Origin of the sequence: Shewanella sp. 5S214 (genome assembly GCF_041439795.1) — a bacterium.
Taxonomy (GTDB): Bacteria; Pseudomonadota; Gammaproteobacteria; order Enterobacterales; family Shewanellaceae; genus Shewanella; species Shewanella vesiculosa.
Genome location: NZ_JBGOOV010000034.1, coordinates 25504 through 49670 on the forward strand (window position 1 = coordinate 25504; position 24167 = coordinate 49670).

Sequence of the window (24167 nt, forward strand, 5' to 3'; positions counted from 1 at the left end):
AAATAGATCAATGCCTTTATTAGAAGCGATTTTAGGGATTATTCCAACTTTATTTGTAAAAAAATTACCAAATTTTCCGTTATTTTCGCTTATTTAAAGCCATTATTGTCGTTAAATAGACAGAATTGGTTAGTTTATACGGTGCAGAGTTCCAATTCTATTACCTGAGTGTCAGTGTCAGCCACTGTTGTAAGGCTTATTAGGTTGTTCTTAAAATAAAAAAGCCGCTGCAAGCAGCGACTTTTAAAGTATAGCGTATCAATATTACAATTAACGTAATACTGCGCGTTTTTCGGTACCCGTCACGATAGCTTCGATACGACGGTTAACACGGTTAGCTTCAGCTGAGCTACCTTGCATAACAGGTTGAGTGATACCGTAACCAACAGCATTGATTCTGCTTTTGCTAATGCCATACTTTGTGTTCAGTGCATTTGCAACCGCTACAGCACGACGCTCAGAAAGCTTCATGTTGTATTCTGCTTTACCTACGTTAGACGCATGGCCTCCGATAGATACAGTATGTTGTGGGTATTTGTTCATGAAATCTGCTAGTTTTTCTAAATCAGCAAATGAGCCTGCACGGATCTCTGCTGAGTCATTAGCAAACAAAATACCACCTAAGTCATGCTTAGTGGTGATGTTTTCATAAACAGTACAACCTGTAGCATCAACTTTGTGTGTTAAAGGAGTATTTGGACATTTGTCCATGTTATCTTTAACACCATCTTTGTCAGCATCACCAGGTGTTACAGCAACAATTGGAGCCACTACTGGAGCAACAACTGCAGCAGGAGCGCTAGTACCAAAACGATAACTTAGCTCAAGACCCCAATAGTTACTTTCCATTGAAAGTGTATTCCACTTTTCTTCGTCAAGATTTTCATAACGACGGTATTTAGCTTGTAACTTTAGGTTATCAGTAAAGTTATAACCAACACCAGCACCTAAATATGGTGCAATACCGCTATCACTATAATATTCAGTGTTGTATTCTTTTTTGTTGGAGATTAAGTAGTTTAATGCACCGGCTTCAGCAGATAAGCTCCACTTGTCAGCTAATGGGTAAAAACCAACAAAACCTAATGACATACCACGAACACCAACATCATTACGTTTGTTTGAATAATCAGTCCATTCTGCGCGGCCAAGGTCACGATAACCTAATTCAATTCCGACATATTCGTTAAATAAATAGCCACCAAATACGTCCCAAGCATATGGGTCATCTTCACCACACACTTTCATGGTTTTTTGGTCACAGTTTGGTTCATAGTTATTGACGCCTAAACCACCACCAACGTACCAAGGTGTTAATTCTTGAGCAGCAGATGCAGCGAAAGGCAACATAGATGTGAGTAATACTACTTTTAATGTGTTCTTCATCATATTTTTATAGTCCATTGTTATTTTACTCCACCAAATATGCATGTAACGGAGTTGTTATCTTCATGCATTGCTGACGCTTAATGTGGTGTTCCTTTGTATTTTAGTCAGCGGCGCAAGTATGGGTGGTAATTAGATGTTTTTCCATAGTAAAAAAGATTAATTTTTGGTAATGGTCGGTAAAATACCAGTGCAATAAAATTGAAGCGACATAGAAAAAGTAAGTAAAATCATAAGCTAAGTGTGATTGTTTTATTTTGGCATTGATTGGGGAGTAATTGTGAATATAGTACTGATTTTTAATGTTTTTGCTTTTTATGCCTCTAATGAGCATATTTGGGGGGTGAAAATAAAAATACGCCCAGAAGGCGTATTTTTGGTCTAATAATAAGTTAGTTTAACGAGTCCATACCCAGTTTTCGATTTCTTCTGGATCCACACCATTGGCTTTGATGTAGTTCTTATGGTCAACTAATCGTTGCAACATATCTGTGGTGATGGTCACATGTTGTGTTTCATCAATCACACCTTGCTGGAATAATTTGTAAGCCATATCGATCACTAAGTGATAGCGAGATGTACCGTTACGCACTCCCATATCAAATGGTGTCGTCGTTGAACCTTCTTCTTCATAACCTTTAATACGGAAACGACGGTTACCTTTATAATCAAAGACCAATTTCTTGATGGTATTTGGATAACCATGGTAATTAAATACCACACCTTTATCTTGGGTAAATACTTCATCCATCATCCAAGGTTTGCTTTGAAATTCAAGGCTGCCTAAACCGCTACTGTGAAGTTCTGACACGCTGACAAAACGGATACGTACTCTTGGTAGTATTTCACGAATGAGAACTAAAGAAGCCATACATTCTTGAGTTGCATAATCACCACAACCAGCTAGTACCACATCAGGATTGGTATCTGAGGCGAAATCCCATACCATCATGCCATCTTTAGCTTGTTGACGAGCTTCAGCTAAAGATAACCATTGAGGTAAAGATTTTTTACCCGCAACAATAATATTCAGTTTGTCTCTGTCAGCATAAGCTTTTTCGGTATATACCAAGGTGCTGTTTGCATCTGCTGGCAAGTAAGCAGAGATAATTTCTGGGTGCTTCTCTAACATCGCGCCTAGGAATGATGGGTTCTGATGAGAGTAACCGTTGTGATCTTGACGTTCTAATAACGATGACAATACTACGTTACATGCTGGAATTGGCTTACGGAAATGGATCCCTTGGCTGGCATGGACATATTTACAGTATTGGTCAGCCATTGATGACACTACCTGAGAAAAAGATTCATAAGTAGGGAACATACCGTGACGGCCGGTTACTGTGTAGCCATGTAACATACCAAATAACAAGTTTTCAGATAACAACTCAATCACGCGGCCATCGCGCGACATATCTTGGTCCCAGCTTTCTATAGGCCATTGCCATGAACGATCTGTTTCTTCAAATACAGCTTGTAACTGATTTGAATAAGTTTCATCTGGACTGAAAATACGTAGGTTGCGTTGATCGCGGTTCAGTTTGAATGCATCACGCATCCATTCTCCCATTTTCAACATTGAAAAACCACGATGGCCACGAGGTGTTTCAGCACCATAACCTAGTTTACTTAAATCTGGATTCGTTAAAGCGCGAACGACTTCACCGCCATAACTTAAACGTTGGCGACCACAGCATAAATCCTTTGGTGGCATTAATGACATGATGTCTTTATCAAATATCAGTTCGCCGCTTTCAGTCGTTTGTACTAGCTCATCAAACTTATAGCTGGCTAACCATGTATTGAGTGCTTCTAAATGGCCTTTATCTTTAGCACAGTTGCTGACAATCACTTGATGAGATTCACAGTTACCGGCTAATTTTTTGCCATCATATTCAGCTGTACCCGTCCAACCTTTAGCTGTTCTCATTAAAATAACTGGCCAGCGGGGTTTGACAACGTCTTCACCGGAACGAGCTCGACGTTGAATGTCAGTGATCATTTCATAAGACAAGTCCATTGCCGCTGTCATTTGTTCAAAGATGTCCGTTTCCATTTCATCATCAACTATGATGGGGTGATAACCAAGGCCACGGAATTCGAGATCCAGTTCTTCATGGCTCATGCGGCCCATACGGGTTGGACCTGAGATCTTATAACCGTTAATATGGACGATTGGCAGAACCGCACCGTTATGCTCAGGAGAGACTAAGCGGTTAGCATACCAAGATGCCGCTAATGGGCCGGTTTCCGCTTCACCGTCACCGATCAAACAAGCGGCAATAAGATTTGGGTTATCTAATACAGAGCCCCAAGCGACAGAAAGTGAATAACCAAGCTCACCACCTTCTAATATTTGGCCTGGAGCTTCTGGGTTTGCATGTGATGGATAGCCGTAGGCTGCTGAGAATTTTTTACAGATATCTTCGATACCTGTTTCTGTGAATGGAATGGTCTCAGGATAGAAATGACTAAGTGAACCTTCAACAAATAAGTTAGCTTGCACCGCTGGGAAACCGTGGCCAGGACCAACAAGGTAAATGAATTCACGCTTATGCTTAACAATAAGACGGTTAACGTTCGCGTAGACAAAGTTAATACCAGGACATGTTCCCCAGTGACCGAGTAGACGAGGTTTGATATCTGTATGTTGTAACGGACGCTTAAAAAGTACGTTTTGCTTCAGATAAATCTGCGATGTCGCAAGGAAGTTCGTTGCTCTTACGTATTTTTTTAGCGCGATGATTTCATTTGGGTTAGTCATAGTGACCTCTATTAAAAGTGAAAAACTTATTTAACCTTCTTTGAGAACACTGTATCTGTAATTTAGTTACAATAATGTGGCCTTTATCTAATTTCTGAGTAATGAGGTTTGGTTTCGATCGCATTTATTGTTGATTTGTCGCTAATTACTTGAAATTTAATAACGATTCAAATGCTTTTTAAACATAGAGCATTAATAGTAGAAATGATAAAGTGTGACTGAGATCACTTGTTAATTTTTGTTTTGTTGATGTTATTGCAACGTTTCATTTACTTAATCGATGTGTATGCTAGGTAACGTAGCTTTAGCATTCGTAGTCCTGAGTGATCAATACCTATTAATCCACGACCATAACCTTTTATAATGGCGACTTTATATAGGTACTTTTATTAGTATTACCGTTTTACACATAGCAGCTTGCACATGACGTGCTTGGTCTGTGCCTTATGTGTTTTATATTCAGTGCAATGGCCTGATACAGAAAAATAACCTTATAACGGGGAAGATTAGACAATATGGCAATGTTAGAGACGATTGTTAATTTCATGAATAGCCTGCTTTGGGGCAAATTATTGGTTTATGGGTTGGTGGGAGCAGGGTTATTTTTTACTATTCGTCTTGGTTTTATTCAAATTACCCATTTTGTGCACGGTATTAAAGTACTCGCGATTAGCCGCCGTCCAGGTAAGCATGGCTTATCATCATTTCAAGTTTTTTGTACCAGTATGGCTGCACGTGTCGGAGCTGGTAATATGGCTGGTGTCGCGGTTGCAATTGGAACAGCAGGGCCTGGTGCCGTGTTTTGGATGTGGGCTATAGCAGTATTGGGTATGGCTACTGCGATGATAGAGTCGACTCTTGCTCAGGTTTATAAAGTCAAAGATGGTGATGGTCAATACCGTGGCGGTCCAGCTTATTATATGGAGAAAGGCCTTGGTCAGCGTTGGATGGGCGTGGTTTTTTCTATCTTCCTAATTTTAGCATTTGGTCTTGTATTTAATGCTGTTCAAGCCAATACCATTACTGGTGCAATGACTCAAGTTTTTGGTTTTGAACCACTATATATCGGTATTGGTATTGTTATCTGCAGTGCGTTTGTCATTGTAGGTGGCCTTAAAAAAGTGGCTAAAGCATCTGAGCTCATTGTACCTGTTATGGCGATTGCTTATATTGCTATAGCATTTGTTGTTGTTGGGATGAATATTGAGAAGTTACCTGACATTTTCATGTTAGTTATTAACAGTGCATTTGGTTGGCAAGAAGCCGCTGCTGGTGGTGTTGCTTATAGTGTTGCTCAAGCAATGCAAGCCGGTATTGCTCGAGGATTATTTTCAAACGAAGCAGGTATGGGAAGTGCAGCAAACGTGGCTGCCAGCGCATCTCCAAATCCTAATCACCCAGCATCGCAAGGTTTTGTGCAAATGATGGGTGTATTTGTCGATACTATTGTTATTTGTACTGCAACGGCTGCAATTATTTTATTGTCTGGTGATGCAGCATCTAGTTCAGATGGCATTGCGAAAACGATTAGTGCACTTACCAGCCATGTGGGTGATTGGGGGGGAGCATTTATTGCCTTTGCCATTTTACTTTTCTGCTTTACGTCTATTATTGCGAACTATTCTTACGCAGAAACTAATGTCATGTTCCTGTCTGGTAATAGTAAAAAAGCTTTGCCTATATTTCGCGTAGTTGTTTTAGGTATGGTGATGTTCGGTTCACTGGCTAAAATCAGTCTAGTATGGGATTTAGCCGATGTATCAATGGGATTAATGGCTATTGTTAACATTGTGGCCTTATTGTTGTTGTCTGGCCTAGCGATTCGAGTTATTAACGACTATCGGGAACAGATTGATGCGGGTATCGATCCGGTATTTGATACCAGTAAATTTCCAGAGTTAGCCGATCAATTAGAAGAAAAAATTTGGCCTAATTCTTCAGAGCCTATAAAGAAATAAACTCGGGTATAGAGTGTTTACTCGAATAGCTCAATCGAAAAAACCATGCTAATGCGGCATGGTTTTTTTATATCAGTTCAGTATGATGACGTTATGATTTTATCCGGAGCTTACTTATGTTGGTTTTAGTTTCACCTGCGAAAACATTAGATTTTGAACATTCACCTATTTCTAATACCCATACTCAGCCGCGCTTTCTAAAACAAAGCCAAGCGTTGATTGATGTTTGCCGTGAATTAACTCCCATGGATATTGCCAGCTTGATGAAGGTGAGTGATAAAATAGCAGGGCTGAATGCCGCTCGGTTTGCTGATTGGCAGCCACCGTTTACCTTAGATAATGCTAAGCAGGCCATTTTTGCCTTTAGAGGTGATGTGTATACAGGCTTTGATGCAGATAATTTATCTGAGTCACAAATGGCTTCTAGTCAAAAACATTTACGTATTTTATCTGGTTTGTATGGCTTACTTAAACCACTAGATTTAATCCAACCGTATCGCTTAGAAATGGGCACTAAACTGGCAAACCCTGAAGGTAATAACTTGTATGCTTTCTGGGGAGAAACGATTACAGAAGCTGTTAATCAAGCATTGAAAGAGCAGGGCGATGATATCATTGTTAACTTAGCCTCTAATGAGTACTTTAAGTCTGTCAAAGTAAAACAACTTCAAGGTCAGCTAATTACCCCTGTGTTTAAAGACTGCAAAAAGGGCCAATTTAAAGTGATTAGTTTTTATGCCAAAAAAGCTCGTGGTTTGATGGCGCGCTATATTATTGATACTAATCCCACTTCTGTTAAGCAATTAACTGAGTTTGATCTTGAAGGCTATTACTACAGCGAAGCGCAGTCGACTCCCACAGAGCCTGTATTTTTACGCGCCGAACAAAAGTAAAACTTTAAGTCCAATGGATTAGCCAATAAAAAAGCCCTTAAACAAGGGCTTTTTAGTCATCAAATTCTGAGCTCAATTGAACTTAATAGCGCTACAACTCGCTAGTGTTGGTCTTTTTGCTCGGTAACAGGTCTTAAATCAATTTCCGATTGTGCCATCATGTAGGCAAATTGGACATAAGCTGCTGCACTTTGTGCCAGTTTCTTAGGATCAATTTTATCTAATGTATCATTCGGCGTGTGGTGATAATCAAAGTAGTCCGTGCCATCTTGGTTCAATGAAGCAACCGGTACACCTAATGCGGGTAGCATCGACACATCCGGTCCGCCTGAAGCGTTATTATTGCCAAGCTCAACCCCATTAAGTGTTATGGCAGAGTGTTGTTGTTTCACTTGCTCGAATGTGGCGGGGTTAACATTAAAATCAATTTTATAAATAGGTCCTGCACCAAAATCAGATTCCGCCGCAATATAATGCTTGCCTAACTCATCAGCATGTTGCGCTGCATAGGCTTTACCACCAACTAAACCCACTTCTTCAGCTGCGTATAATACCACTCGAATAGTACGTGCAGGTTTTTGCGGTAAGTCTTGAATGAGTTTAGCTGCGGTGGTAACAATCGCCACACCTGCACCATCATCAATTGCACCTGTGCCTTCATCCCACGAATCAAGATGAGCACCGATAAGAACGATTTCATCTGGTTTACTGCTTCCAGTGACTTCGGCTATAACATTATAAGATGTCGCAATACCTAAATTTTCTGAGGTCATATTCAGTGATAGGGTGATGTTAGGATTACGCTTTAACATGGCATTAATCAAATCTGCATCAGGGTTAGACATTGCTGCGGCAGGAATTTTAGGCGTTCCTTCTTCGTAACGCATCATTCCTGTGTGTGCCATTCTGTCATGATCTGTGCCAATGGAACGGATAACAATTGCTAAGGCTCCTTTTTGGGCCGCAACAATGGCTCCTCGAGAGCGGCCACCAACAGCCTTGCCATAACCTTTACCAGTAATGTGGCGTTCAGTTTTACGGTCAATAAACACTATTTTGCCTTCAATGCGCCCAGGCGATGCATTGGATAACTCTTCTAAACTGTCAAAGCGTACAATCTGTGCTTGAATTCCGTTAACTGGGGTTGCAACACTGCCACCTAAAGCTGTCACGACCAAAGGTTGCTCATAAGGCGCTACGATACTCGCGTGTGCGCTGCCTCTAGACCAAGCAGGAACTTGAACCGACTCTTTATATACTTTATCAAATCCTAGCGACCACAGTTTTTCCATCGCCCAATCAACGGCCATGATGTCTTTGTCTGTACCCGCTAATCGTGGACCTACTTCTACGGTAAGCGATTCAACAATGTCATAACTTAAACGTGATGATAAAGCTTGCTTAGCCAATTGTTGACTGATTTTGGCATCATCTGAATTATTGATAACTAAACTGGCATCACTCATTTTAGTGGGTACGGGGGTTTGACACCCGAGTAGAGTGGTAAATATGGCTCCGATGAGTGTTGCTCTTTGATAGTTTTTCATGAGTTTCCTTTGATTATTTTAGCTAAGTCTCATTTTTTACAACAATCTACCAAAAAGTGTGCTTTATGTCCCGACTCTATTTGTAAGGGAACGCTATATTAGTGCGGGGTTAGATGAAGGAGAAGAGCGCGTGATGGATATAGATAAAATGCAACAGCAAGCAGATCATGCGGTCGTATTGCTAAAAGCATTAGCAAATGAACGTAGACTGTTTATTTTGTGTCATCTTCTTAATGAAGGTGAAATGTGTGTTGGTGAAATGAATAAGAAGTTGGGGCTAAGTCAATCTGCTTTATCTCAACATTTGGCATGGCTTCGTAAAGACAAATTAGTCTGTACTAGGAAAGAGGCGCAAACCGTTTTTTATTCGTTAAAAAGTGATGAGGTAAAAGAGTTAATTCAAGTATTAAATAATATGTATTGTTATTAAACTGACTCCGCAAACGTCTTAACGGGCACATCTTATTTATTGATGCCTTAGTTAAGACGTTTAGTTTTTGCTACTAATATTATGCTTTACTCTTTCACATCAATCGAATACTGCCTTTTCTTACAAGCCTTATATTCTATAGCATGATGATTACTACCATTGATTATCGTTATCAATGAGATCAAATCAATTATCTCGTACTCTAATAAATTCAATATCTTTTCAGTATTTAGCGTTGCTATTTACCATCTGTTATCCGTTCAATGAGCCTGTATATCATTCTTTTGAGAGCGCTTAGGTCTATGTGTCTGTTAGAACTGTTAGAACTGTTAGAAATGAGTAAATCAATTTACCGCTAAACAATGAGTGGTTATTTTTAGATAAGTGTTAAAGAGGCTGCGGATACTCATGGTGAGCGATTGTATTAATTGAGGAGTGTTAAATTATCATAAGGAAAAACAAGCGGGTAAAATGTAGATATAAAAAAACCGGCCTAAGCCGGTTTTTGGAAACTTAAACTACAAAAAACTAAGCTGCGATAGCTTTGATCTTTGCGTTTAAGCGTGCCTTCTGACGAGCGGCTTTATTCTTGTGAATAAGACCTTTAGTCGCCATACGGTCAACAATTGGTTGTGCAGTAGCGAATGCTTCTGTAGCCGCTTTATGGTCACCACTTTTGATAGCAGCGATGACTTTTTTAACGTATGTACGTAACATAGAGCGACGGCTAGCGTTATGCTGGCGACGCTTTTCAGACTGAAGCGCGCGCTTCTTTGCAGACTTGCTATTAGCCAAGGTGCAACTCCTAAAAACTGGATTTGATACTTTTAAGGCCGAGGAATATGCCTGCTTTTTGTCGCCTTGTCAACGACTACAGCTGAATAATCATCATAAAGATAAATTAATCCAACCTAGCATGCCAAACTTCAACCCAACTCGTGTAATATGTGGCGCAATTCTACCAGCTCTTTGGTCTGTGTGACAGGGTTAGAATAGAATATTTGTTATAAATCCCATTAATTTCTTAGAAGTAACCACGTTTCAGGGGGCTGTTTGAGCAAAAAATTATTTAAATCAGGTCTAATAGTTAGTGTTATGACATTGATTTCTCGAGTATTAGGCTTGGTCCGTGATGTGGTTATTGCGAATCTTATGGGAGCCGGTAGTAGTGCTGATGTGTTCTTTTTTGCTAATAAAATCCCTAATTTTTTAAGACGTTTATTTGCTGAAGGTGCTTTTGCACAGGCGTTCGTGCCGGTACTGACTGAGTATCAGGAAAAAATGACTCCAGAAGATACTCGTGAGTTGTTAAGTAAGGTTGCAGGTACCTTAGGGGTACTGGTTACGATTGTAACCTTAGTTGGCGTTGTGTGTTCACCAGTGCTTGCAGCACTTTTTGGCGGTGGCTGGTTTGTCGATTGGCTAAATGATGGCCCTAATGCTGAAAAGTTTGAACTTGCTTCAGTGATGTTAAAAATTACCTTCCCGTATTTATGGTTTATTACCTTCACTGCATTAGCGGGCTCAATTCTCAATACTCGCGGACGCTTTGCTGTGTCAGCGTTTACGCCGGTCTTCTTAAATGTGGCCATCATTACCGTGGCTTTATGGTATGCACATACGTTAGAAAATCCTGAGATTGGCTTAGCTTGGGGGGTATTTTTTGGCGGCCTTATTCAATTTTTGTTCCAAATCCCATTTTTGATCCGTGAGAAAGCGCTCGTTAAACCTTCATGGGGATGGAATCATCCTGGCGTAGTGAAAATCAGAACTTTGATGATCCCTGCATTATTCGGGGTGTCGGTATCACAAATCAATTTATTGTTTGACACTTTTATTGCCAGTTTTTTGATGACAGGGTCGATAAGTTGGCTCTACTACGCCGATCGACTATTGGAGTTTCCTTTAGGCTTATTTGGTATTGCGATCGCGACTGTTATTCTCCCTGCACTGTCACAAAAACATGTGAATGCCGAAGGCAGTGGCTTTAATCACACTATGGATTGGGGGGTTAAAGCCATTTTGCTACTGGGGACTCCGGCTATGTTAGGATTAATCGTTCTGGCTAAACCCATGTTAATGGTGCTGTTTATGCGAGGTGCATTTAGCGTTAATGACGTTGAAATGGCATCGTACAGCTTGGTTGCATACGGTTGTGGTTTATTAAGTTTTATGATGATTAAAGTGTTAGCGCCGGGATACTATTCGCGCCAAGATACTAAAACACCGGTTAAATATGGCATCATTGCCATGGTGAGTAATATGGCCTTTAACCTTATTTTTGCGATTCCATTTGGTTATGTGGGGTTAGCTATTGCGACATCAATGTCTGCGTTGTTGAATGCTGGCTTGTTATACAGAGGTTTGCATAAGGCGGGCGTTTATCAAATGAGCCGACAAACCTTGTTTTTTTCATTTAAAGTGATCATTTCTACAGCATTGATGACTATTGCACTTGTGTATTTTATGCCACAACAAAGCATATGGCTTGAATGGCACACTTTTGAGCGGATGTTTATGTTAATTGAGCTTATTGTTGGCGGCGCAGTTATTTATCTGTTGAGTTTGCTTGTGTTGGGTGTTCGACCTTGGAAAATTAAACGTCAGAGATAAATTATCCTATTCGAATGGCAGGGCGAGTATCGGCAGAATATCCTAAATCGGCTGTAATAATCTCAGGTTGAAACTCGCATCTGACATTGGTTTGGGTATATAATCTGCCGATTTGCAATAGGCAGTATTGAGCGTAATGGAATTAATCCGCGGTATACACAATATTTTACCTTCTCATCATGGTTGTGTTTTGACCATTGGGAATTTTGATGGTGTCCATCGTGGCCATGCGCAAGTGATCAGTAGCTTGGTGAGTAAAGCGCATCACTTTCAATTACCCGCAACGTTAATGACGTTTGAGCCTCAACCGCAAGAACGCTTCCGAGGTGCTGATGCACCGGCTCGACTTAGTCTCCTTCGTGATAAAATAAGGTTACTAGACGAGCTGAAGATTGATCGACTACTTTGTATCAATTTTACTGAAGCTTTTGCTAATCAACCTGCTGAAGCCTTTATTGAAGAGTTATTAGTCAATAAGCTTGGCGTTAAATATTTGGTTGTTGGTGATGATTTTTGCTTTGGTAAACGTCGTTTAGGTAATTTCGAAATGCTTGTTGCAGCGGGTAAGAAGTTTGGCTTTACCGTTGTCAGTACCCAAAGTTTTGTTGTTGGCTCGTCGCGAGTAAGCTCTACTGCGGTAAGAGAGCAATTGGCGTTAGGAAACTTGGAGCAAGCAAGGCGTTTACTTGGCCATCCTTTCATTTTAAGTGGTAAGGTTGCTCACGGACAAAAATTAGGCCGTACGATCGGTTTTCCAACCGCTAACATCGCGTTAAAGCGACATGTGGTACCGATTCGAGGCGTCTTTGCCGTTCGTTTGTACTGGGATGGCAGTGATATATATGATGGAGTGGCTAATGTGGGCTTCAGGCCCACTGTTAATGGTCAAACCTGCAGATTAGAAGTCCATTTGTTTGATTTTACCGGTGATTTATACGGTAAACGAGTGGAAGTAGAATTAGTGGCAAAGATCCGTGATGAACAACCTTTTGAGTCACTGGACGCGCTAAAAAAACAGATTTTAAATGATGCAAATGAAGCTCGCGCTTTATTTAGCAACGATGCTAGCTGAAATGAATCAGCTTTAAATAATGGTATGGGATCAATGAGCGACTATAAATTTACTTTGAATTTGCCGGAAACAGAGTTTCCGATGCGCGGTAATTTGGCAAATCGCGAGCCAGAAATGTTAAATAGCTGGACGCAAGATGGACTGTATCAACAGATCCGTGAAAGCCGTATCGGCCGTAAACCTTTCATTCTGCACGATGGCCCTCCATACGCCAATGGCAGCATTCATATTGGTCACTCTGTAAACAAAATTCTTAAAGACATCATTATTAAGTCAAAAACCATGTCTGGTTTTGACGCGCCTTATATTCCTGGGTGGGATTGTCATGGACTACCTATTGAGCTAAAAGTTGAGCAAAAAGTCGGCAAGCCTGGCGTCAAAATTTCTGCGGCAGAGTTTCGTGAAGAATGTCGTAAATATGCCGCTATTCAAGTTGAAGGTCAGCGTGATGACTTCATTCGTTTAGGTGTATTAGGTGATTGGCAAAACCCATATCTCACAATGGATTTTTCAACTGAAGCAAATATCGTTCGTTCATTGGCAAAAGTGATTGATAGCGGTCATTTGCACAAAGGTGTTAAGCCTGTGCATTGGTGTACCGATTGTGGTTCAGCGCTAGCTGAAGCAGAAGTTGAATACGAAGATAAAACATCGCCAGCCATCGACGTGGCTTTTGTGGCAGTTGATAGCCAAGCAGTTGCAGCTAAATTTGGCGTTGAAAATTATGCTAAACCAGTGGCCATGGCTATTTGGACTACAACTCCTTGGACGATTCCTGCTAACCGTGCGTTAGCATTAAGCCCTGAGCTAGATTATAGCTTGGTGGAATTTGTTAAAGATGGCAAAACCACCACATTGATTTTAGCCCAAGTTTTAGTCGAGTCTTGCCTTGAGCGTTACGCTGCAGAGTCACACATCATTTTAGGTGAAGTAAAGGGCGCAGAGCTTGAGTTAATGCGTTTTAACCACCCATTTTATGCGTTCGATGTGCCAGCCATTTTAGGCGATCACGTTACGACTGACGCGGGTACTGGTATTGTACATACCGCACCAGGGCATGGTCAGGACGATTTTATCGTTGGTCAAAAATACGGTTTAGAAGTGGCAAACCCCGTTGGCGATAATGGGGTTTATAAAGCTGATACTGAATTTTTTGCCGGTCAGCATGTCTTTAAAGCCAACGCCAATGTGGTTGCGCTGTTAGAAGAAAAAGGCGCGTTATTGCTGCATGTTGCTTATCGTCATAGTTATCCACATTGCTGGCGCCACAAAACACCGATTATTTTCCGTGCTACGCCACAGTGGTTTATCTCTATGGATAACCATGGTTTACGCTCGCAAGCATTAAAAGAAATTGAGCAAACCAAGTGGATCCCTGATTGGGGTCAAAGCCGTATCGAAAAAATGGTTGAAAATCGTCCCGACTGGTGTATTTCTCGTCAGCGTACTTGGGGCGTACCGATCACCTTATTTGTTCACCGTGAAACCGATGAATTGCATCCAGACAGTGTTTCACTAATGGAACGTGTCGCGCATCGCATTGAACAACAGGGTATTCAAGCTTGGTGGGATTTAGATGCCAGTGAGTTACTCGGTGATGAAGCAGAACAGTATCGTAAAGTGACTGACACATTAGATGTATGGTTTGACTCAGGTTCATCATTCTCATCTGTTGTTGCTGCGCGCCCAGAGTTTCATGGTCATGGCGTTGATTTGTATTTAGAAGGGAGCGATCAGCACCGTGGTTGGTTTATGTCATCATTGATGATTTCAACGGCGATGAATGGTACTGCACCTTATAAGCAAGTGTTGACTCATGGTTTTACCGTTGATGGTAAAGGCCGTAAGATGTCAAAATCTGTTGGTAACGTGATAGCGCCACTACAAGTGATCAATAAGCTTGGGGCTGACATTTTACGCTTATGGGTTGCCGCAACGGATTACAGTGGCGAAATGACCGTATCTGATGAAATTTTAAATCGTAGTGCTGACGCATATCGTCGTATTCGTAATACTGCTCGTTTCTTGTTAGCGAATCTAAATGGTTTTAACCCAGAAACAGACATGATTGCCTCAGAAGACATGGTCGCATTAGATCGTTGGGTTGTTCGCCGTGCAGCGGTACTGCAACAAGAAATTATCGAAGCGTATGATCAATACAACTTCCACCAAGTGACCCAAAAATTGATGCAGTTCTGCTCTGTTGAGCTAGGCAGTTTTTATCTTGATATTATTAAAGATCGCCAGTACACCGCGAAGCAAGAAGGTCATGCTCGTCGTAGTTGTCAATCTGCGCTTTATCATATTGCCGAAGCTATGGTTCGTTGGATGACGCCAATCTTAAGCTTTACCGCCGACGAAGTTTGGCAGCAGCTACCAGGTAAGCGTGAAAAGTATGTGTTTACTCAAGAATGGTATCAAGGCCTAGAAGCGGTAACGCTTGACAGTGATTTAAGTGATGATTATTGGGAAAAACTATTAACTGTCCGTAATGAAGTCAACAAAGTGCTTGAACAAGCGCGTCGTGACAAGCGTATTGGTGGTTCATTAGAAGCTGAAGTCACATTGTTTGCTGATGCTGATTTAGCGGCTGAACTCGCCAAGGTGGGTGATGAGTTGCGTTTTATCCTTATTACTTCAAAAGCGGCCGTGGCGGATATGTCACAAGCCGGTGATGACGCCATCGAAACAGAATTAAGCTCACTTAAGCTAGTGGTAGCCAAAAGTTCGGCAGAGAAGTGCGAGCGTTGCTGGCACTATCGTGAAGAAGTTGGCACCATTGAATCTCACCCAACATTGTGTCAACGCTGTGTGACCAATATTGAAGGTGAAGGCGAACAACGCAATTTTGCTTAAGGAAGTAACACAATGAGTACTGTGCCATTAACATGGAAAGACAGTGGCTTGCGTTGGTATTGGGTAGCTGCATTGGTGTTTTTAGCCGATCAGCTATCTAAACAATGGGTTTTGGCCAATTTTGAATTGTATGAGTCTATCAAACTGCTGCCATTTTTTAATTTCACTTATGTGCGAAACTATGGCGCTGCGTTCAGTTTTTTAAGTGATGCTGGTGGCTGGCAACGTTGGTTCTTTACTATTATAGCCCTCGGCTTTAGTACTTTACTCACCATATGGCTACGTAAACAGTCACACACGATGTGGCGGAGTAATTTAGCCTTTACCTTAGTTATTGGTGGCGCATTGGGTAATTTAGTTGATCGTTTAATGCATGGCTTTGTCGTTGATTTTATCGATTTCTACTGGCAAACCAACCATTATCCAGCGTTTAACATTGCCGATTCAGGTATATTTGTGGGTGCAGTACTGATCATTTGGGAATCATTTAGACCAGATGCAAAGTCACCAAAGGAGCAAGATTAACTGTGACAGATTTAACTAAACAAGATGGTCGCTCATTGGTGTGCCATATGAATATTTTATTAGAAGACGGATCGACCGCCGACAGTACTAAAGCATCGGGCAAACCGGCGCGTTTTAATATTGGTGACGGTAGCTTAAGTCCGGCTTTTGAAGATGAACTTAAAGACTTGAGTGAAGGTGATAAGCACAAGTTTACCTTAGCGGCAAAAGATGCTTTTGGTGAGTCAAATCCAGATGCAATCCATTATATGGACAGAAGCCGTTTTCCAGCTGATATGAAGCTTGAAGACGGTGTCATCGTCAGTTTTGCAGGCCCTGGTGGTAGTGAAATACCGGGTATTGTTCGTGATACGGCTGGTGACTCAATTACTGTCGATTTAAACCATCCACTTGCTGGACGCACGCTTACGTTTGAGCTTGAAGTGGTCAGTGTTATAACTGATTAAAAAGGTATCACATGTTAAAAGTTGATCCGACGTCTCCTGAACTGAGTATTTTGTTGGCTAATCCTCGCGGTTTTTGTGCTGGGGTTGATCGTGCAATCAGTATTGTTGAGCGTGCTTTAGAATTATTTGAACCACCAATTTATGTTCGCCATGAAGTGGTACATAATCGCTATGTGGTTGAAAATCTAAAACAGCGTGGTGCGCTTTTTATCGATGAACTTGATCAGGTTCCAGATAACAGCATTGTTATTTTTAGTGCCCATGGTGTATCTCAGGCAGTAAGAAAAGAAGCCAAAGATCGCGGTCTAAAAGTATTTGATGCTACCTGTCCTTTAGTAACAAAGGTGCATTTGCAAGTCACTCGTGCAAGTCGTAAAGGTATCGAGTGCATTTTGATTGGCCATCAAGGGCACCCAGAAGTTGAAGGCACAATGGGACAATACGATAACCCTAAAGGTGGTGTTTATCTTATTGAATCACCTGAAGATGTTAATAATCTTCAGGTTAATAATCCTCAGAACTTATGTTTTGTTACTCAAACCACACTGTCTGTTGATGACACTTTAGATATCATCAGTGCATTACAGCAACGTTTTCCTTCAATTGAAGGGCCCCGTAAAGATGACATATGCTACGCAACTCAAAATCGTCAAGATGCAGTACGTAGTATGTCTGCAGAAGTGGACTTACTGATTGTTGTTGGTTCTAAAAACAGTTCTAATTCAAATCGTTTGCGTGAACTGGCTGAAAAAAACGGTACTCAATCTTATTTAGTTGATACCGCTGCTGATGTAGAAGCTGCATGGTTTAACGGCGTAAAGAAAGTCGCTGTCACAGCCGGTGCTTCAGCGCCTGAAGTGTTAGTTCAACAAGTTGTTAACGCGATAGCGACATTAGCACCGAGTGTGATAACTGAAGTTGAAGGCCGTAAAGAAGATACCGTTTTCGCCGTACCTGCAGAATTGCGTTAATTGTTACGTTCACAATAACGTTAGTTATTTGTTTAATTTCAATACGATAAAAATATTAACCCGCAACTTAATTTAGGTTGCGGGTTTTTTGTACTTAAAAAATGAACCGAGTATAATACCAATAAAATATTTCGAGCTATTAATCATGCTTAATATACAAAATTGATACTATCTGATTACATTTAACTCAGCTATCATCTATATATTAAGTAATACTAGCTTGGCGCAACAAAATTTAAGGTCGTATTCTCTAATATTGATCTTTGCAGGAGGTTTGACGCTTATGTCACCTAAAAGGAATGGATTTTCCTTGATTGAAGTTATGGTCTCACTGGTTATTCTGGTGATAGGCCTTATTGGCATTTTTAATCTTCATATTATTTCTAAACAAGGCAGTTTTGAGTCTTTCCAGCAAACTCAAGCTTCGTATTATGCCAATGATATTATTAATCGAATGCGCATCAATAGCAGTCAATTAGCCACTTACAATGGTACCTATACTGGCAGTACGATAGTATCGGCAAAATCTTGTGATGTTGCGGTTGGAGCAAACGTTATTTGCACTAATATTGAAACTAGAAATTGGGACTTATTTCAATGGGAGCGTGCATTTTTAGGCACAAGTGAAAAGTCGTCAGACAATACAAATGTCGGTGGCTTAGATTCACCAACAGCATGCATTAGTGTCAATGCTCCTAATGTTACCGTTGTTATTACATGGAAGGGGGTACGTACTTCATCTGATGGCGCTGAAGGCCAAGCCAATGTGGTTAAAGACTGTGGCAGCAGCAGTGATCGACGACGTACCTTGGCTATCAATACGGCGATAATAACATGATAAGAGTATTTAAATGTCAACAAGGCATGTCGCTTGTTGAATTAATGGTTGCGATGCTGATTAGTCTATTTTTAACGGCTGGTCTTTTTACCATGTTTAGTATGTCTTCTAGTAACGTCACAACCACAAGCCAATTTAACCAACTGCAAGAAAATGGGCGTATCGCATTAGCTATATTGGAGCGAGACCTTAGCCAATTAGGTTTTATGGGCGACTTTACTGGAACTCCAGGTAATATTACTGTTAGTTCAACAGCCGTAACAAATGACTGTGTTGGCGCAGGTTTAAATAATGCTAGTTTTCCCAATGCTCAGCCTACAGGTTTTCGTTACCTATGGGGTTATGAACAGGGCGTGAGCCCTCAATCTTTAGCTTGTATTTCTCCTAATAGTAAAACCGATGTGATTCAAATTAAGCGTTTAATTGGCCCGCCAGCAACCTTTCTAACAGCTACTCGTTATTATGTAGCCTCTACTTTAAAAGCTATCGTTTTTTTTGATGGCAATGCTGCAGCGCCAGGGCTTGTAAATAGTCGGAATTGGGAATATCAACATCATGTCTATTTTATTCGCGATGATGGTGACATTCCGGTACTAAGACGACGTACATTGTCGATAAATAATGGTATGAATAATGAGGAGCAGCTAGTTGAAGGCATCGAAAATATGCGAGTACTGTATGGTGTCGATAGCAATGCTGACGGAACTGCAGATAGCTATATGCCCGCAGAAAATGTGACCACATTAATGTGGGATAATGACAATGAAATCGTCTCTTTAAAAGTTTTTTTATTAGTACGTTCAAGTGATAAAGATCGCAGTTATACCAATGACACAACGTATCAACTCGGTGATAAAAAAATTGGCCCATTAAAAGATAATTATCGTCGTAAAATTGTTTCAACAACGATTGTATTAGAAAACCGTATACTTAATAACTAGTAAAAATATGGATTCGGGCCAATATTATGGTCCAAATAGTGAAAAAATTTTAAGGTGACAATATGATAAAATCTTATCAAAAACAGCAAGGTATTGTGCTATTTTTCTCTTTAATTATATTGGTGTTGATGACAATTATTGGTGTCGCTTTAGCGGTTAATTCTACGCAGTCATTAAGAATGGCTGGTGCCGGAGCTGAACGTATAGATGCTATGGCATCAGCACAAGGTGCTCAAGACAAAGCTATTTTAGCCAATTCAGGCGTTATGGCTACAATGACTGCGGTGTTAACCACTGTCGATAATGATTTAGGGGTGTCAAGTACATTAACTCCTTTGGCTGATGGTGATACAGGTTGTCAACCAAGCATTACGCCTACTGAAGGTATCTCTTGTCGTCGAGTCGAAATATCAAGTGCCGCAACATTTGGCCGCAGTAATATGGGGCAAGTTACTGTGGTTGTTGGTGTAGAAAAAGAATTGATGGGGGATAACTAGTCATGATTTTTAAACAATTACAGTCGGCATTACTATTTGCTATTTTGGTTTACTCATCAATCAGTTTTGCTGATGATACTGAGTTATATGTATTTGAAGCTTCAGCTAGATCTGGCGCGAGACCACAAGTACTGATTATTTTCGATACATCAGGAAGTATGGGGAATAACTTTTATACTGAAGACTCTTATCCTCGAGGTAATGAGGACGTGAATAATAATGGTACCAAACTGACCAATAATACCAATCTATTCTATACAAGAAGCAGTACAAACATACCAACTTCGGCAAGTAAACAAACATTTAAAAACTCGGTAAATATGTGCGCTACCTCTCAAGAGTATTTGATTAACTATGGGATGTTTACCGGCTTTCTACGCGAGCATCGATATACTGGTGAGAGTGGTGCTTGGGAAGAATTACCATTAACGGATGGTAGTGCGATTTCTATCATAGACTGTTATGAAGATATAGCGGAACAAAGTTACAAAAATCCTGGGGTTCAAAATGGTTTTCCTGTTGATGGTTTAGGCACCAGTGCTGCACCGGTTATGTATACCCCAATTAATAACTCATCAACTCAGTCTGAAATCGATGACGCGATTGCTAAATCTAAATTGACCAATTTTGGTATTGGTCAGCCCATCACGATTTATACTGAAAAGTATATAAATTGGTATAATTCGACTAAAAGTAAGCATAACTATTCTCGAATGTCTGTGGCACAACGAGTAATTGAAGATACTATTGTTACGACTCCTGGCGTTGATTTTGGTTTAAGTGTATTTAATTATAACACCAACAATCGTAACGGAGGACGGATTGTTTATGGTATTTCAACCACCACCAATGCAACCAAAGAGCGGTTATTAACTACCATCTCGTCATTATCACCTGGCGGTAATACTCCGTTGTGTGAAAATCTGTATGAAGCCTATCGATATTTTGCTGGTGGAGGTGTTTATTATGGTAATGATGATCCAACTCGAATTCCGTTGAGAGATACTACTATAGAAGTGAATGGTAAATATACTTCACCTTTTGTAGGTAAACAATGTCAAAATGATGCTTATATTATCTATGTTACTGACGGTGAGCCGACATCTGATACCGATGCTGACAGTGAGGTGTTAAAACTATCTGGTTTGAAAACATCTGATAGGTACGCTAGTAACTATCTTCCCGCTTTAGCTGGTTGGATGCATAAAAATGATGTCAATCCAAATATAACGGGTGATCAGTTAATTACTACTTATACCATTGGTTTTAGTGATGGGGCTGATAGTGCCGCACCTATACTTAAAGAAACAGCTAAAAGAGGTGGCGGTGACTATTATTCTGCAAAAAGTGCTCAAGCACTTCAAGGTGCATTACAAAAGATTTTCTCAAACATATTAGAAGTTAATTCAAGTTTTACCTCTCCCTCTATTGCCAGTAATAACTTTGACCGTACTCAGAGTTTAGACTCTGTTTACTATGCGATGTTTTTACCGAACAAGGGCCCCCGTTGGTTAGGCAACCTTAAAAAATTCAAAGTCACCAAGTCTGGAGATATTGTCGATAAAAATGGTAATCCAGCACTTGATGCCACAGGGAGCTTAAAAAATTCAGCATGCTCATATTGGACATTACAATCTATTTGTGATGCGACAAGCTCCGGCGGTGATGGTAATAATGTTGATATTGGTGGAGCGTCATCAGTGCTGCAAGTTACCGCGAATCGTAAGCTTTTGGGGAATTTTGGCAGTGGTGGAGCATTGACAGATTTCACAAAGAATACTGCGATAAACATTCCAAATATTGGCAACGAAGACAAATTAGCTTTATTTATGGGTGTAGATAAAACTGAGTTATCTGGTTTGTTTGATTGGGCTAAAGGTGTCGATGTCGATGATGAAGATTCCGATGGTTCAAAAATCGATAAGCGTGTTGATATTATGGGCGATCCTCTACATTCTAAGCCACTTGCTATCAATTATGGTACTGCAGGCTCACCTGATTTACGGATTATAGTTGGAACTAACGCTGGCTTTGTACACATGTTTAAGGATGCTGGTGATACCGTAACTGAGTCTTGGGGATTTATGCCCTATGAATTATTGCCCAATTTACGTGAGCTTAGGGCAAATGTGCCAACCGGGGTTCATTCTGTATATGGAATGGATACACCACCTGTGACATATGTAAAACGGTCTGCTTCGGGCGCAATACAAAAAGCTTATTTATTTATCGGGATGAGACGTGGTGGTCAGTCATATTATGCACTTGATATTACTAATCCCGACTCACCTTCTTTTAAGTGGAAAATAGACTCAAGTTCTGCCGGTATGGCTGAGCTTGGTCAAACTTGGGCTGAGCCTATTGTTACTTTTATTCCAGGTGTGCCAAGTGGTAATACTTCAGCTAGCACAGCATCACCAGTGCTTATTTTCGGTGCAGGTTATTCTCCATCTACCAAAGATAGCTCTGCTGTTGGTTCTGATGATGCAAAAGGTCGTGGAGTATTCATTGTCAATGCTGACACTGGTGCATTAGTGCATCAATTCGGTTCAGCAAGCGGGACTGGAATGACAAAAATGGCCGGTATTGTTGATAGTATCCCAAATAGTGTCGCAGTTCTTGATAGTAATAATGACAGATTGACTGATCGTATATACGCAACAGATACTGGAGCCAATATTTGGCGAATGGACTTACCAACAGCAAACCCAAGTGATTCTACTAATCCGTGGACAGCGTTTAAATTTGCCAGCTTAGGTGGTGATACTCCGGCAACTGATCGTCGTTTCTTTGCGGAACCGACGGTTGTGCAAACCTATTTTAATAATATATCAGAAGTAACATCAACCGTATCAGGGGTAACCACAAAAACAAATGCTTATCAAAAGATTGCATATGATGCTGTGGTTGTAGGCTCTGGTCACAGACCACATCCATTAGACAAAGCTCGAAATGATAAGTTTTTTGTGTTGCAAGATCGAAATATTCTTACAAAGTCATTTACGGGGGCAACGGGTAAAGAAATCCCCGCTGCATTAACCATAAATGATCTTTATGATGTAACAACCACTCCGCCAAGCACCGAAGCACAAAATATTGCTTTTGGTACTAAAAGAGGTTGGTATTATAGCTTTCCAGGCACCGGGGAAAAAAGCTTATCCGCAGGCACTATTATCCAAGGGCGGGTGTTTTTCACTTCTTATGAACCAGGTACAGCACAATCAACTAACCAATGTTTAGTTACTGGTCAGGGGCGTATTTATGGATTTGATTTGCATAAAGGGACTCGTTCATACTCTCAGACAAGTTATGAAACTGGCTATACTATTCCAGATACTCCGCAGGTAATTATTCCGCCCCATAGTTCTAGTGAGGATGGATATATGTATCTGGTAGGTGCAGGCAGTGAGTTATTTGTTAAGCTTAAACCAGGTCCAGATGATGGATGTGCTGATGGTGACAATAAGTGTGTTCGTGGCGGTTTAAAAGTCAATAAAATATATTATCATGTAGATGAATAGAATGAGTAAAAATGTAATGAAATACCAGCAAGGATTCACATTAATTGAGGTGATGATTACCGTTGTGATTGTAGGTATTTTAGCTTCAATTGCGTACCCTAATTACACTCAATTTGTTGCTAAGGGGGCGCGTGCCGATGGCTTAGCAGGCGTTATGCATGTAGCTAATTTACAAGAACAATACTATTTAGATCATCGAAGCTTTGCAACTGATATGACTAAACTTGGGCTGAAAGCAGATCCTTGGATTGTTGAAAATACCTATTATAAGGTTGATACAACTTTGAGTGGGGATGATTACACCGTGACAGCAACAGCTGTTGGTGTACAAGCAACACGTGATTCCGCTTGTGCAACGATATCGTTAACCTCAACAGGTACCAAGTCACCTACGGAGTGTTGGTAATGAAAATAATTACAGGTTTAGTTGTTTTGTTAATATCGACTAGTTTTTACTCTACTGCTGAACAGAGTACTTATTTGTCACTGTCGACTTTTAAATGCCATATTGAAACGGCTAATGGACCAAATGTTGCTGTATTTAGTTGGGATCCTAAATTGCTTATAGAAGAACAAAGCCGACTACTCGCAAATTCTGTTGCAACGGTAACTAATGAACGTTTAATGGTTAAGCGTGTTATTGAATGCATTACAGAAGATAAAAAGTTTAAAGATAAGTTTGTTCGGCACCTTGATGAACAAAGAACTGACTTAGACGATTGATTTTTTAGTTTGAAGGGGGCTTACGATTATAAGCCCTCTTTACTAGGGTCTGTTGATCTTTCGAGAGTGATTTTTAGACAGCATGGCAAGGCGTTATAATTTGCTTCGCCAAAAGTAACTATAACCTCAAACCATGCCAAGACTTATGCTAACCGATGCACGCTGGGAAAAGCTATTCCATTTAAT

19 protein-coding genes are annotated in these 24167 nt (G+C 40.5%); 15 read left to right on the forward strand and 4 right to left on the reverse strand.

From position 1 onward, the window contains the following. Window positions 1-270: 270 nt before the first annotated feature. Together ACED29_RS18470 and ACED29_RS18475 are read right to left on the reverse strand one after the other, a co-directional pair. Complete coding sequence (locus tag ACED29_RS18470) at window positions 271-1389, reverse strand: OmpA family protein (protein WP_165870136.1); 1119 nt, start codon at window positions 1387-1389, stop codon at window positions 271-273. Between the two features lie 394 nt (window positions 1390-1783). Then, window positions 1784-4150 carry a phosphoketolase family protein gene (locus ACED29_RS18475; protein WP_124017140.1) on the reverse strand — a complete coding sequence of 789 codons (2367 nt, stop codon included), beginning with the start codon at window positions 4148-4150 and terminating at the stop codon, window positions 1784-1786. Window positions 4151-4671: 521 nt separating this feature from the next. Between ACED29_RS18475 and ACED29_RS18480 the strand changes: the two genes are divergently transcribed. Continuing rightward, the gene (locus ACED29_RS18480; protein WP_124017221.1) at window positions 4672-6108 is read left to right on the forward strand and encodes a sodium:alanine symporter family protein; all 1437 of its coding nucleotides are present in this window, start codon (window positions 4672-4674) and stop codon (window positions 6106-6108) included. A 116-nt stretch (window positions 6109-6224) separates the two neighbouring features. Then, window positions 6225-7001 carry a peroxide stress protein YaaA gene (gene yaaA, locus ACED29_RS18485; RefSeq protein ID WP_182698340.1) on the forward strand — a complete coding sequence of 259 codons (777 nt, stop codon included), beginning with the start codon at window positions 6225-6227 and terminating at the stop codon, window positions 6999-7001. Window positions 7002-7102: 101 nt separating this feature from the next. Here the strand turns inward: yaaA and ACED29_RS18490 are convergent, their stop codons facing one another. After that, the gene (locus ACED29_RS18490; RefSeq protein WP_371698347.1) at window positions 7103-8548 is read right to left on the reverse strand and encodes a M28 family metallopeptidase; all 1446 of its coding nucleotides are present in this window, start codon (window positions 8546-8548) and stop codon (window positions 7103-7105) included. Between the two features lie 133 nt (window positions 8549-8681). On the opposite strand from ACED29_RS18490, the gene ACED29_RS18495 reads away from it, so the two are divergent. Then, window positions 8682-8978 carry a metalloregulator ArsR/SmtB family transcription factor gene (locus ACED29_RS18495; RefSeq protein WP_124017143.1) on the forward strand — a complete coding sequence of 99 codons (297 nt, stop codon included), beginning with the start codon at window positions 8682-8684 and terminating at the stop codon, window positions 8976-8978. Window positions 8979-9506: 528 nt separating this feature from the next. On the opposite strand, the gene rpsT is transcribed toward ACED29_RS18495, so the two are convergent. Further along, complete coding sequence (gene rpsT, locus ACED29_RS18500) at window positions 9507-9773, reverse strand: 30S ribosomal protein S20 (protein WP_124017144.1); 267 nt, start codon at window positions 9771-9773, stop codon at window positions 9507-9509. Window positions 9774-10031: 258 nt separating this feature from the next. Here rpsT and murJ point away from each other — a divergent pair, with 258 nt between their 5' ends. The 12 genes from murJ (at window position 10032) to ACED29_RS18560 (ending at window position 23981) form a co-directional block, all read left to right on the forward strand. After that, window positions 10032-11591, forward strand: a complete 1560-nt coding sequence (gene murJ, locus ACED29_RS18505) for a murein biosynthesis integral membrane protein MurJ (protein ID WP_124017145.1) — start codon at window positions 10032-10034, stop codon at window positions 11589-11591. Between the two features lie 136 nt (window positions 11592-11727). Continuing rightward, window positions 11728-12663, forward strand: coding sequence for a bifunctional riboflavin kinase/FAD synthetase (gene ribF, locus ACED29_RS18510; protein WP_371698348.1), 936 nt, complete (start codon window positions 11728-11730; stop codon window positions 12661-12663). A 33-nt stretch (window positions 12664-12696) separates the two neighbouring features. Continuing rightward, window positions 12697-15519, forward strand: coding sequence for an isoleucine--tRNA ligase (gene ileS / locus ACED29_RS18515; protein ID WP_371698349.1), 2823 nt, complete (start codon window positions 12697-12699; stop codon window positions 15517-15519). Window positions 15520-15540: 21 nt separating this feature from the next. After that, complete coding sequence (lspA, locus tag ACED29_RS18520; protein WP_371698355.1) at window positions 15541-16044, forward strand: signal peptidase II; 504 nt, start codon at window positions 15541-15543, stop codon at window positions 16042-16044. Window positions 16045-16046: 2 nt separating this feature from the next. Then, window positions 16047-16490 carry an FKBP-type peptidyl-prolyl cis-trans isomerase gene (fkpB, locus tag ACED29_RS18525; protein WP_371698350.1) on the forward strand — a complete coding sequence of 148 codons (444 nt, stop codon included), beginning with the start codon at window positions 16047-16049 and terminating at the stop codon, window positions 16488-16490. A 41-nt stretch (window positions 16491-16531) separates the two neighbouring features. Then, complete coding sequence (gene ispH / locus ACED29_RS18530; protein ID WP_182722572.1) at window positions 16532-17461, forward strand: 4-hydroxy-3-methylbut-2-enyl diphosphate reductase; 930 nt, start codon at window positions 16532-16534, stop codon at window positions 17459-17461. Window positions 17462-17744: 283 nt separating this feature from the next. Beyond that, a complete protein-coding gene (pilV, locus tag ACED29_RS18535; RefSeq protein WP_182722539.1) occupies window positions 17745-18299 on the forward strand; it encodes a type IV pilus modification protein PilV in 555 nt (184 codons plus the stop codon). Beyond that, complete coding sequence (locus ACED29_RS18540; RefSeq protein WP_371698351.1) at window positions 18296-19240, forward strand: PilW family protein; 945 nt, start codon at window positions 18296-18298, stop codon at window positions 19238-19240. Before pilV ends, ACED29_RS18540 begins: the two co-directional genes overlap by 4 nt. Before the next feature lie 62 nt (window positions 19241-19302). Further along, window positions 19303-19737 carry a PilX N-terminal domain-containing pilus assembly protein gene (locus ACED29_RS18545; RefSeq protein WP_371698352.1) on the forward strand — a complete coding sequence of 145 codons (435 nt, stop codon included), beginning with the start codon at window positions 19303-19305 and terminating at the stop codon, window positions 19735-19737. A 2-nt stretch (window positions 19738-19739) separates the two neighbouring features. After that, a complete protein-coding gene (locus tag ACED29_RS18550) occupies window positions 19740-23258 on the forward strand; it encodes a pilus assembly protein (RefSeq protein ID WP_371698353.1) in 3519 nt (1172 codons plus the stop codon). Between the two features lies 1 nt (window position 23259). Then, window positions 23260-23664 carry a type IV pilin protein gene (locus ACED29_RS18555; protein WP_273057702.1) on the forward strand — a complete coding sequence of 135 codons (405 nt, stop codon included), beginning with the start codon at window positions 23260-23262 and terminating at the stop codon, window positions 23662-23664. Next, window positions 23664-23981 carry a TapY2 family type IVa secretion system protein gene (locus tag ACED29_RS18560; protein ID WP_273057703.1) on the forward strand — a complete coding sequence of 106 codons (318 nt, stop codon included), beginning with the start codon at window positions 23664-23666 and terminating at the stop codon, window positions 23979-23981. Before ACED29_RS18555 ends, ACED29_RS18560 begins: the two co-directional genes overlap by 1 nt. Window positions 23982-24167: the final 186 nt, after the last annotated feature.